This is a genomic window from Sphingobacterium alimentarium (genome assembly GCF_004342685.1).
Classification (GTDB): Bacteria; Bacteroidota; Bacteroidia; order Sphingobacteriales; family Sphingobacteriaceae; genus Sphingobacterium; species Sphingobacterium alimentarium.
On the sequence record NZ_SMBZ01000003.1, the window covers coordinates 1 to 12,085 of the forward strand.

At 38.6% G+C, this 12,085-nt stretch carries 11 protein-coding genes and 1 tRNA gene; 4 read left to right on the forward strand and 8 right to left on the reverse strand.

Annotation, left to right across the window (positions count from 1 at the left end; genetic code table 11):
• Positions 1-344: 344 nt before the first annotated feature.
• From EDC17_RS01780 to EDC17_RS01805, 6 genes are all read right to left on the reverse strand, one after another.
• Complete coding sequence (locus EDC17_RS01780; RefSeq protein WP_132776304.1) at positions 345-1,637, reverse strand: DUF389 domain-containing protein; 1,293 nt, start codon at positions 1,635-1,637, stop codon at positions 345-347.
• A gap of 69 nt (positions 1,638-1,706) precedes the next feature.
• Positions 1,707-2,888: a Na+/H+ antiporter NhaA gene (gene nhaA / locus EDC17_RS01785; protein WP_132776306.1), complete on the reverse strand. Its 1,182-nt coding sequence runs from the start codon at positions 2,886-2,888 to the stop codon at positions 1,707-1,709.
• 5 nt (positions 2,889-2,893) lie between these two features.
• Entirely contained in the window at positions 2,894-4,321 is a 1,428-nt protein-coding gene (locus EDC17_RS01790) for an alanine/glycine:cation symporter family protein (RefSeq protein WP_132776308.1), read from the reverse strand.
• A gap of 218 nt (positions 4,322-4,539) precedes the next feature.
• Positions 4,540-5,076, reverse strand: coding sequence for a dihydrofolate reductase family protein (locus EDC17_RS01795; RefSeq protein ID WP_132776310.1), 537 nt, complete (start codon positions 5,074-5,076; stop codon positions 4,540-4,542).
• Between the two features lie 36 nt (positions 5,077-5,112).
• The gene (locus EDC17_RS01800; RefSeq protein WP_132776312.1) at positions 5,113-5,499 is read right to left on the reverse strand and encodes a hypothetical protein; all 387 of its coding nucleotides are present in this window, start codon (positions 5,497-5,499) and stop codon (positions 5,113-5,115) included.
• A gap of 246 nt (positions 5,500-5,745) precedes the next feature.
• On the reverse strand, positions 5,746-6,102 hold the full coding sequence (locus EDC17_RS01805; RefSeq protein WP_207895625.1) for an OsmC family protein: 357 nt from the start codon (positions 6,100-6,102) through the stop codon (positions 5,746-5,748).
• A gap of 181 nt (positions 6,103-6,283) precedes the next feature.
• Here EDC17_RS01805 and EDC17_RS01810 point away from each other — a divergent pair, with 181 nt between their 5' ends.
• Positions 6,284-6,595: a hypothetical protein gene (locus tag EDC17_RS01810; protein WP_132776316.1), complete on the forward strand. Its 312-nt coding sequence runs from the start codon at positions 6,284-6,286 to the stop codon at positions 6,593-6,595.
• 274 nt (positions 6,596-6,869) lie between these two features.
• Here the strand turns inward: EDC17_RS01810 and EDC17_RS01815 are convergent.
• Positions 6,870-6,943: transfer RNA gene (locus EDC17_RS01815), tRNA-Ile, on the reverse strand.
• A 75-nt stretch (positions 6,944-7,018) separates the two neighbouring features.
• Between EDC17_RS01815 and EDC17_RS01820 the strand changes: the two genes are divergently transcribed.
• Positions 7,019-7,651, forward strand: coding sequence for an HAD family hydrolase (locus EDC17_RS01820; RefSeq protein WP_132776318.1), 633 nt, complete (start codon positions 7,019-7,021; stop codon positions 7,649-7,651).
• A gap of 119 nt (positions 7,652-7,770) precedes the next feature.
• Positions 7,771-7,965 (forward strand): 30S ribosomal protein S21, encoded by a 195-nt coding sequence (gene rpsU / locus EDC17_RS01825; RefSeq protein WP_132776320.1) that lies wholly within the window; start codon positions 7,771-7,773, stop codon positions 7,963-7,965.
• Positions 7,966-8,071: 106 nt separating this feature from the next.
• Here the strand turns inward: rpsU and rpoN are convergent, their stop codons facing one another.
• Positions 8,072-9,538, reverse strand: a complete 1,467-nt coding sequence (rpoN, locus tag EDC17_RS01830; RefSeq protein ID WP_132776321.1) for an RNA polymerase factor sigma-54 — start codon at positions 9,536-9,538, stop codon at positions 8,072-8,074.
• A gap of 226 nt (positions 9,539-9,764) precedes the next feature.
• Here rpoN and EDC17_RS01835 point away from each other — a divergent pair, with 226 nt between their 5' ends.
• Positions 9,765-12,080 (forward strand): transglycosylase domain-containing protein, encoded by a 2,316-nt coding sequence (locus EDC17_RS01835; RefSeq protein ID WP_132776323.1) that lies wholly within the window; start codon positions 9,765-9,767, stop codon positions 12,078-12,080.
• The last annotated feature ends 5 nt before the right edge of the window (positions 12,081-12,085 follow it).

Here is a 12,085-nt window from a genome sequence, read left to right on the forward strand (position 1 = left end):
TTGACGGTACTAAAATGAGCCACTGCTGTTGGTTAGTTTCTAGAATACAAAATCGTAATCTAATTATATAAATACAAATCTAAAGGACGGTACTGGTAAAAATTATTAAAACTAACCAATACTTCCGTAAAATCGACGATCAGAAGATAGTTGCCGGAAACATATTGCCCTATCGAAAAAAACGTAGATTATTTGTAGTGTGTTATCCTACGATTACCTCAGTATATATAGCGCGAGTCAATGTCATATCCAATAATCCCACACCTCCATAAAAGCAAAAAGAGCTAATCATGATTAGCTCTTTTATAGAAATTACTTTGTGAAAAATAGAATGCTTTACTTTCCTATTTCAAGGGTACAATATTAATCGCGTTATTAGGCAGTTTATACGACAGCCACTTATTAAGCGATTCCACTTCTTCTGCTGAAAGTGTGTTTCGATGAATCAAATAATACTGATATTCTGAACTGTCTTTGTTGATATAAACATTTTGCTTACCTAAAGAAAAAGGTGCGAGATTGGGATATAATATATTCAATTCTTCCAATAGTTTATCTTCATCCAATTTGAAGCTTTTAAGCTCGTTTTTGAGGTTTTGTATGGTGATATCCTTTTGGTTCACATATTCATTTTGTTTGCTGATTTCTTCCAGAATGTCTTTTCTTAAGTCAGAACTATCTTGACGTATGAGCAAATCTGTATTATGGATATCATATAATTCCATTTTCTGATTTAACTCTTGTAATTCGCCCACAGAAAATCTCTTATCAAGAAATGCGAGTTCTAGTTTTTTTGGCCTACTATTGAATTGTGTCTTCTGATAAATCAACGTATACCCTTTATAGACCAATTCATTCTGAATAAATTTATCTATATTTTGAGTAAACTTCTTCTCTTCTAATAGAACATACGCGAGATAAAAACTAGGCACCAACATCACGACGATTAAAACAGAAATAGTTTTAGTAATCCGTGATTCTCTTGCTTTGTCCACAAACTTTATCTTCGGATATTTTAGAAATTTGACGATAAAGAAGGTAGATATACAGATGAAAAAACAATTAATAAGATATAGATAAATTGCTCCACCGAAATAGGAAATATTGCCGATCGCCAGACCATATCCAGCTGTACACAGGGGAGGCATTAAGGCCGTAGCGATTGCCACACCCGGAATAGGATTTCCTTTTTCTACCCTTGTAATTGCAATTACGCCAACAAGTCCACCAAAGAAAGCTATGATAACATCGTAAATATTAGGGGATGTCCTGGCAAGCAGTTCGGATTGCGCATCCTTAAAGGGGCTGATTAAGAAATATAAAAACGATACAAATAAACTGACAAGGGTAGCGGTCAATAAATTTTTACCGGACTTCTTAAGTAAATCAAAATCATACGTCCCGAGTGCAAAACCAGCTCCGACAATAGGCCCCATCAGTGGACTGATAAGCATGGCACCTATTATAACCGCAGTAGAGTTAACATTTAGGCCAACGGATGCAATTACTATGGCACAGGCCAAAATCCATAAATTAGCTCCTTTGAACGTTATATTTGCAGTAACATTATCGAGAACCTTATCCTTAGCATCTTCACCATCATGAAGATTGAAAAATTTGTAAATACTTCTTAGCATGGCTGATAATAAAAAGGGAGCTGAAATTAATAAACTCCCTTTTCATAACATGAAAATCTTTAAATAGTTTTATTGTTTTGCAATGTGTTTGTTAGATTGTAGACGCAATACTATAAAGCCAATGATACCTGCTAATAATGAGGTAATTAGAATGCTCAATTTAGCTTCTGCGACATATATCGGGCTCGCGAAGGAAAGTATACCGATGAATATGGACATTGTAAATCCAATACCGGCTAGCAAACCCACACCAAATATATGCATCCAATTGGCGCCTAGAGGCAGCGAACTTATTTTCAATTTGCTACACAAATACGAGGTCACAAGTATACCAATTGGCTTGCCTACTAATAATCCTAATCCTATACCCAAACCTAAACTATTCGTAAGTCCATTGATCATATTAGATTCCAGCGTAATATTGGTGTTAGCAAACGCAAATAGAGGAATAATAAAGAAATTGACAGGCTTTACTAAGGCGTGCTCCAATCTTTCTAAAGGTGATTCGACAGCTGTATCATTGGTAGGTATAGTCATCGCTACTAAAACACCCGCGATAGTGGCATGTATACCTGAGTGATGAACAAAATACCAAATAAATACACCTGGAATGAGGTACAAATAGGGGTTTTGGATATTCATTCTGTTCATTGCTATTAATATAGCCAATCCAGCTCCTGCGTACATCAGATAAGTAACATCAATCCCTGAAGAATAAAATAAGGCAATGACGAGAATCGCAATGAGGTCATCGACGATGGCTAGAGCCGCTAAAAATATTTTAAGGCTGGAAGGTATTTTATTACCTAAAAGGTTTATCACGGCTAATGCAAAAGCAATATCCGTAGCCATAGGGATACCCCATCCGGTGCTTGTATCTTTCCCAGCATTAAGGCTTAAGTAGATAATAGCAGGCACTACAGCTCCTCCGATTGCACAGAGGATAGGCAGTGAAGCCTTTTTAGGGGAAGATAACTCGCCTTCGACAATCTCACGTTTAATCTCTAAACCCACTAACAAGAAAAAGATTGCCATCAAGCCATCATTAATCCACAGCAGTATAGAATAATTTAAATGTATAGATTCGCTTTCATAGCCAATTTTGTAATCTAAGAGATTCTGAAGCGAGGCGGACATGGAAGTATTTGCTATGATCAAGGAGAGTATCACACATATGAAGAGTAATATTCCTCCTGCATTACTGGATTTGAAAAAGACTTTGAAGACATTTAAATTAATGAATTGTGCCATAGGTATTAGTTTTTATTCCAGATTTCCATATTAGGAAACTTGGTTTTGGAGTTATTGAATTCAGGATCTTTCCCTGATTTATATTGCTTGTTATAATCATTAAATAAGACAAGTACTTTTTTGTGCAATAGCAATATGGCTATAAGATTAAGCCATGCCATCAGACCTACGCCTATATCACCGAGATCCCAAGCTAATTTGGCTGTGCTGATACATCCCACAAAAACAGAAACTAGAATCAAAATTCGTAACGTGTAAAGGAGTATTTTGGCTGTATTTCGGGATTGGATAAAGCTAATATTGGTTTCGGCGATATAATAATAAGCCATAATCGTAGTAAACGCAAAGAAGGTCAATGCTATTGCGACAAAGGAGTCGCCTATCAAAGGAAAATGGTGGGATACCGCCATTTGCGTATAAATAGGACCAACTTCTACATTTGGAATATTTTCGACAATAAAGCCGCCCTCTGGATGAGCAACATTGTATTTGCCCGTAAATAATATCATCAAAGCTGTAGCTGTGCATACAAATAATGTATCTACATACACCGAAAAACCTTGCACTAAACCTTGTTTAATAGGGTGGGACACTTCCGCAGCAGCGGCGGCATGAGGTGCAGTACCTTGTCCTGCCTCGTTACTGTAGATACCTCGTTTTACCCCCCAGGCAATAGCTGTACCTACAATTCCGCCAAATGATGATTCAAGATTAAATGCAGATTTGAATATTAAAGCGAATACCGCAGGAATCTGACTAAAATTCAAAACAATGATGATTATGGCCATGATTATATATAATCCTGCCATCAAAGGCACTACGTATTCCGCTATTTTGCCGATACGATTTACACCACCAATAATAATAAAACCTAATAGTGCACATAATAGACCGCCGATCAGATAGGGGGAAAGCCCAAAGGAATTATTCACAGCTACCGCTATACTATTACTTTGTACGCTGGGCAGCAGAAATCCGGTCGAGATAATGGTAACAATGGCAAAAGTCCAGGCAAAGGTTTTGTTATTCAGCCCCTTTTGGATATAATAAGCAGGACCACCTCTATATTGACCATCTTTGACTTCTTTGTACATCTGACCAAGTGTGGCTTCAATGATGGCCGACGAACTGCCTAAAAGTGCAATGGCCCACATCCAAAATACGGCACCAGGTCCACCCATTCCTATTGCCGTGGCGACGCCAGCGATATTTCCTGTTCCTACACGGCCAGATACTGCTAGTGAAAATGCTTGAAAAGAGGAGATACCCTTGTCCGATTTACCGCCTTTAAACAGCAGGGTTACCATTTGTTTTATATGGGTGATTTGAGGAAATCTGAATCGAATCGTTAAGAATATTCCGGTCAACAGACAGAGATAAACTAACGCATCTGACCAGACTATGTTATAAATAAATTCTATGGTTTGCTGCATTTATAATTTATATTTAGTGGTATAGCGAGCTAAGATATAGAATATGGATTGAGGAGTTAAGAATTATTGCATAGATTCTATCTATAGTGTTTTATATGTATTATAAATTATAATAAACGGTAACCTTTTTGTTACACAATTAGACTGCTTTTTAAAATTTGCAAATTAAAATAAACCCTGATTTTTTTAGACATCTTCTTCTGATTTATTTCTCCTACCTAAAAATGTTTTCGTCTGTAATGTAGCTGTGTCAGTCCAGCATCAAATGTTTTTGTCTCCACATGTTCGAGGATTAACTCAGGTACGCCTTCCTTGAATAGTCTTGTTCCCCCGCCGACCAAAACCGGTATGATCGAAATAATAAATTCATCTATCAAGTCGTGTTTTAATAATTCATTTATAACTTCCGCACCGCCATCACAATATATATTTTTACCGCTTTGAGCTTTCAATCTTTGTACTAATTCCTGCACATTACCAGTATAAAAAGTCGTTCTGCCGAGAGCTGGTCGTTCGGTTTTGGTAATCACATATACGTCACGGTCCCCATTATCATAATGTGAAGCGCCAACATGCTTTACTACATAGTCGTATGTACGTCGACCAATTATTAAGGTATCGATGCTCGATGTGAATGCGGTATAGCCATAGTCTTCGCCTTCTTTTTCTACGAGGTCTAAGAAACTAAGGTCATCGTTTGGTTTTGCAATATAACCATCCAAACTCATGGCTATAAAAAGTGATAATTTGCGCATAGCAATTCCAGTTTATGCTTTATCTAAAAATAGGATTTAATTATAACGGTCTTCTTCCTTTTCTTCCACTGTTAATTCGCGTTTGAGCACATAGTAAAATGATTTGGAATCATCCGATTCTATTACGGAATACGAATTTACTAATTCCCACCCGAAGGAAGCCATGTAGTTTAAGGCATCAATAGAACTATTAAACTTCACTTCTTTTCCTTGTGCATCTAAAAGCATCCTTTTGTCTTTCCAAAATGAATATGCTTTTCCAAAATCTACCCTAATTCTGGGCTTAGAACTCAATATGCGCGAATTAGAAATGATTTCACTGTATTCATACTTGGCTTGGGCTTTACTGAGCTTTATTTGTTCCTGTGCGGATACCAGATGGACTAGACAAATCGTGATTAAGGTAAGAAAGAGTTGCTTCATAATTTTAAATGATTTAAAATATTGTTCTCTTAAAAATATGATTTTATTCTACATAACAAGAATATAAAGAGTAACGAAAATAGGATATGAGGTATGAGGACTGGTTTTATGCTGGGGATAGGGAAATATATGTAAGTGGGTAAGCAGAAAGTACAATTAAGAAGATCATACCTCCTAATCATAAAATCTTTGAATTTAAAGAATTACGAAAGATCCTGTTGTTCAGGCTTATCTATAGGGATGTTACTAAGAGGGCTCAGCTGTGCAATGTACATCATATCGTACAGGGAAATTGCAAGAATTAGCTATAAAACAAAGTTCATGGGCTTTCTCATGTAATGCGATCGCTTTCTCAATGGTAGAGTTGTCCTTCACGATGACTGTTGGTTCCAGGATCACTTCTATAATCTTTCCCGATCCGTCGGCATATGTTTCTAGGATAGCTTTTGCTTGGTCCGTGTAGGATACGAGTTCAATTTGATGTTGTGCGCAAACGTATAGATAAGACATCATGTGGCAGGATGCCAAACTACTCAACAGTAAATCTTCAGGATTATACAGTGTAGGGTCACCCTTGAAGGCTTTAGCGGCAGATACTGACAAATCAGCTTTTCCTTCAATACGAACAGTATGGCTTTTCGTTGAAATTCGAATCGAGTTAGTTGGGATTTGCTGTATTTTCTCCCTAGTGAGTGTGGTCTTGTGATTAATCCGTATATTTGAACTGTCATTAACAGCTATGCAACAGTCATTTGTGTAGTCATAATCATCAAATATTTTAAGAATGCAAGAAGTACTACCTTTTGAGTTGTTTCAGTCAATTGCTGAGCAGCTAGGCTTCCATCATGAACCCGTTACAGTGGGAGAGAAGCATTATCGACCAATTGTATTTAAGGTCAACAAGACTAACCATTACGTATTCTGTTTAACACCATTATTTATCGAGCCAGAAGATTTCTTTGATGGAGTTGGAGATGCTTACGATAAGTATTTGGACGGAAAGGACGCCGATGGGTACATGTTCTTTAGAGATATGAATCCTGATCAATTGAAGGTGCAAGTGGTAAATTGGTATTCGACGCTTGTAAACGAGTAAAAAAGGGTACCTCCTCAATTAGAGACATTGGTCATTTCTGCTGGTCTATGTTCTTTAAACGAGGTTTGAGTGAGTAATATTATTCAAAAACATAAGCACCAGATCGTGTGTGTTGTCTCAAAATCGTGCTCCAAATAGCTTGCGCCAAAATTTACACCTCATATGCCTTAAATCGCTGGAAACACGGTTGGAGCATGAAAAAGTTGCGCCAAGAATTGGGTAGTTCTGTTAAAAAACAAAACCCTAATTCGTTAAGAATCAGGGTTTTGTAAAGTGCTCCCAACTGGGCTCGAACCAGTGACCAAAAGATTATGAGTCTTCTACTCTAACCAACTGAGCTATAGGAGCGCTTGTCTTATTGAGAATTAATTCCCTTTTGACGATGCAAATATTGATATTTGTAGGGAAAAAACCAAATTTAAAATGCAAAAAATTGAAAATATTATACTCGATTACGGCAATGTAATTTTTATGATTGACTTCGATAAATCGCAACAGGCTTTTACTCAATTAGGTATAAGTAATGTGGATGAAATATTCGCTCATTCGGGTCAAATCAAACTTTTTGATGATTTTGATAAAGGCCATATCAGTCCAGCGGAGTTTCGGGAGGGTATAAGAGATTTAAAGCAAAACAATACGCTTACTGACCAACAAATAGACCATGCGTGGAATGCCTTATTGCTGGGTGTGCCTGAAGGTAAGCATGAAATATTGATGCAGCTCAAAAGCAAGTATCGTACTTTTCTGCTTAGCAATAATAATGCGATTCACTATGCATACTGTATGCAGCATCTGCAAGATCAATATAGGATAGCCGACAACAGCGGTTTTTTCCAACAGGCTTATTATTCCCATACCATGGGGATGCGCAAGCCGAATGCGGATATTTTTGAATTTGTTCTACGGGAGCAAGGCTTGAATCCCGCGACAACTTTGTTTATCGACGACAGCCCACAGCATTTGCGTACAGCGGCGGCTTTGGGAATGCATACTGCATTGTGCACGAAAGAAGAACCGCTGGAAGTGCTGGTAAAGAAATGGGGACTCTTGTAGGATTCTGTTCATGCAGGCCTATAGCGTATATTATTATTAATTTTGTTTTGATTTAAGGAAAATAATTCTACCTTTGCAGCACAAAGAATTTTACAAACGAAAGGAGGTATACAGGAACTATGATTATCGTAAATGTTAAAGAGGGAGAATCTTTAGATAGAGCATTGAAACGCTTCAAGAAGAAATTTGAGAAGACAGGGGTTTTACGTGAATTACGCTCTCGTCAAGCATACGAGAAGAAGTCTGTAACTCGTCGTATTCAAGTTAAAAAAGCTATCTACAAACAAGGATTAAACCAGGAACCAGCTGTTTAATTTTTGTTCTCGAGCAAAATATAAAAGTCAATCCAATCGGATTGACTTTTTTTTTTATGTATTGAAATCAGATAAAATGACTTTTCAAAAGAAAAAGGAATTGTTGTTACAATTCCTTTCTTAATCTTGCTACCGGTATATTCATGGATTCCCTGTATTTGGCCACGGTACGTCGGGCTATCGTGTATCCTTTTTCTTTTAGAATTTCGGTCAGTTTCTCGTCCGCCAATGGCTTGCGTTTGTCCTCGTTGGCAATACATTCTTCCAGAATCTTTTTGACCTCCTTGTTGGATACTTCTTCACCTGAATCCGTCTGTATAGCCTCTGAAAAGAAAGACTTCAGCAGGAAGGTCCCAAATTCTGTCTGCACATATTTGGAATTGGCTACGCGTGATACGGTAGAGATATCCATATCAATCTCCTCGGCAATATCTTTTAGGATCATGGGTTTCAGCATGCGGTCATCTCCTGTCAGGAAATATTCGTATTGAAACTTCATGATGGCATTCATGGTTTTTAATAAAGTCTGCTGTCTTTGCTTGATGGCGTCGATAAACCATTTGGCGGAGTCCAGTTTGGATTTGACAAACTGTACAGCCTCCTTCATCTTTTTGTCCGTCTTTTCTGTTTTCTCGTAATGATCAAACATTTCCATATAGGTGCGGGACACGCGCAGCTCGGGAGCGTTGCGCCCGTTCAAAGTCAGGTGCAATACCCCGTCATTATTGGAAATATGGAAATCCGGAATAATATGCAATTGCTTGCCCGCAGCTGAGGCCGAATCGCCTGGCTTTGGGTTAAGCTTTAATATTTCATTTATTACGTTTTTCAGCTCTTCGGAATTGACACCGAGTTGCTTTTCGATCTTGTCGTAATGTTTTTTCGTGAATTCATCCAGGTAATTTTCCACCACCTGAATGGCTCTTTTGACCTCAATGGTATCCTGATCTTTTTTCTTGCGCAACTGTATCAACAGACATTCTTGCAGATCGCGCGCACCGATGCCCGCTGGCTCGAATTCTTGAATGATGCCGAGCATTTCTTCGACTTCTTCTTCCTCGGTGATTACATTCTGCGAAAAAGCCAAATCATCAATTAAGGATAGGAGCGGACGGCGAAGGTACCCATCGTCATCCAGACTACCTATAATCTGGTTGCCAATAAGGTATTGCTTGTCAGTCAGGGCTAATAGATCGAGCTGATTCTGTAATTTCTCGAAGAAAGAATCTTGAATGGCAATAGGAATCTCTTTATGATCATCATCATCGTCATTATTGAAATTGCTGCCATAATCCTTATAGTCATCTTCTTGAATATATTCTTCTAAAGAAAATTCCTCATCAAAAGAGTCTTCGCCGTTCTTTTCATAATCGTCGGGATCTTTGTCCGGATAGTCTTCCAGCTGATCGTTCATATTTGCCAGACTGCCATCTTCGAGCGCTGGATTCTCTTCCAACTCTTCTTTGATACGCGCATCTAGTGAAGCCGTCGGCACCTGCAGAAGCTTAATAAATTGTATCTGCTGTGGGGATAATTTCTGTAATAATTTGTGCTGTAAAGTCTGTTTTAACATGTCATAAGTTAAAATGCTAGCGTAAAATTAGTCAAAATAAAATGATTTTTTATCTACTGTGCAATCTACACATGATTTTTAAATATTTCCAGCAATTGAATTATTTGATTGTGTACAATTTAACCTATTATTAGGATTTGTTAAAAATCGTTAATTTTATTATTCAGTTTGTTTTAAATGTAGTTTTGTATACGTTTATACAAAACATTTTATTCATATTTACCCTATGTTTAGACGCGTAAAAAATCGATTCCTGCGATACATCATCATTGGTCTATATTCCATCGTATTGCTTACCTGTGCAGTTCAGCTTAATTTTTTATGGTTATTTGGATATTCACCTACCAAAAAAGATATTGTGATGCCAACACTCAATGTGGCGTCAGAATTGTACACGGCAGATTCAGTGCTGATTGGACGCTATTTCGATGAGGATCGTGACCCGGTGGCTTTCGACAGTATATCTCCGCATATTATTGACGCGTTGATAGCGACCGAAGATATTCGCTTCTACAAACATAAGGGAGTTGATTTTTTGGGTTTGGCATCGGGCATAATTTCTACTATCAAAGGTGACCAACGTGGTGGAAGCACAATTACCCAACAATTGGCCAAAAATCTTTTCAAAACGCGCTACGCACATTCCCAGGGCTACCTCAGCAAAATCCCGGGTGTACGAATCCTCATTACAAAATACAAAGAATGGATGACGGCTTACAAACTGGAAGGCAGGTACTCCAAGAAAGATATCATAACCATGTATCTCAATACAGTATCCTTCAGTAATAATGCCTACGGAATCAAATCCGCGTCACTACGCTATTTTAATAAATTACCTTCACAGCTGAGCACGACTGAAAGCGCCTTGCTTATTGGTATGCTCAAGGGTACAACCATCTATAATCCAATCCGCAATCCTAAAAATGCGGTGCAGCGTCGTAATGTGGTGTTATCGCAGATGCAAAAAGCGGGATATATTTCCGATGCGGAGGTAGCACAACTGTCTCAAGACTCGTTAAAGTTAGACCTCAGTTTTCATGACAATGTGGATGCCAACGATTCGTATATCCGCTCCGCGGTCTACCGTTGGTTGGATAAGTGGAGTCAGGATAATGAAATAGATATCAATAAAGCTGGACTAAAAATCTATACGACCATAGACTCTCGCATGCAAAAGATAGCCGAGGATGTGATGGCGGTAAAGATGAAAGAGTTGCAGCAAAGGCTTAAAAATACTTGGGGCAGTGAAGAGCCATGGCGCGACAAAGAGGGTAATGTGATACCTGAATTTTTAGAAAACCAGGCGCGTAAGCTATCGATCTATAAGAATCTGATGGAACAGTTTGAAAACAATGAGGACAGTGTATTTCAGGTGCTGAATGTGAAAAAGGAGATGGAGGTTTTCACTTGGGATGGCATTGAGAAAGTAAATTTCTCGACGATGGATTCTTTAAAACATTATGCGATGATGTTGAATACGGGTATGATGGCTATGGATCCATACAATGGCGAAATCAAAGTTTGGGTGGGTGGCATCAACCATCAATATTATAAGTTTGACCATGTAAAACAAGCTAAGCGTCAAGCAGGGTCTACTTTCAAACCCTTTGTGTATTTAGCGGCATTGGAAGCGGGTATGACACCTTGTGATAAGTTTACAGACAAACCTGTGCGCCTAGAGTTTGAAGGCAAGGATGGTCCAGAAGTATGGGAACCTAAAAACGCTGATTGGTCTATTTCTTATAGCGATATGTCGCTGCGCCATGCTATGGCTAGATCCTTGAATACCATTACTGCACAAGTGACAGAAGCAGTTGGTGCCGATAAAGTTGCCGAGACAGCACATAAATGTGGTATTGATAGCAAGCTGCAGGCTGTGCCTTCTGTGGGGTTGGGCCCCAATGATGTATCTGTCTACGAAATGGTCAAAGCCTACAGTACCTTTATGAATGGAGGGAAAACTACGGACCCTATTTTGGTGTCTAAGATTGTGGATCAGGATGGCCATGTGATTGCTTCTTTCAAAACGGAGCATAAGCAAGCTATCAGTCCCGAAAATGCTTGGCTGATGACGTACATGTTGCGTGGCACGATTGAAGAACCAGGAGGTACTTCACAGGCTTTATGGGAGTGGGATTTATTCAAAGAGAATAATGAAATAGGAGGTAAAACGGGAACTTCTTCGGATTACGTTGATGCCTGGTATATGGGAGTGACAAAAGACTTGGTAGCAGGGGTGTGGGTTGGTTGTGATGAACAAAGTATACACTTTAAAAATTCCGCTACGGGTGAAGGCTCTAAGACAGCATTACCTATTTATGCGATGTTTATGGAAGAAGTCTATAAGCATCCTGAACTGGGAGTGACTTTTGGAAAATTCCCAGAACCAACCGTTGAGATTACCAAACAATACAAATGTCCGTCCCCGCGAATCTACCACAGTGCGCCAAGAGACAGTTCACAAAACGAGACGGAGGAGTTGGAAGAAGTAGAGCCCGTAGAAAGTACGACGACCGAGCAAACAGAAAATGAAGAGTTCTAAAAATA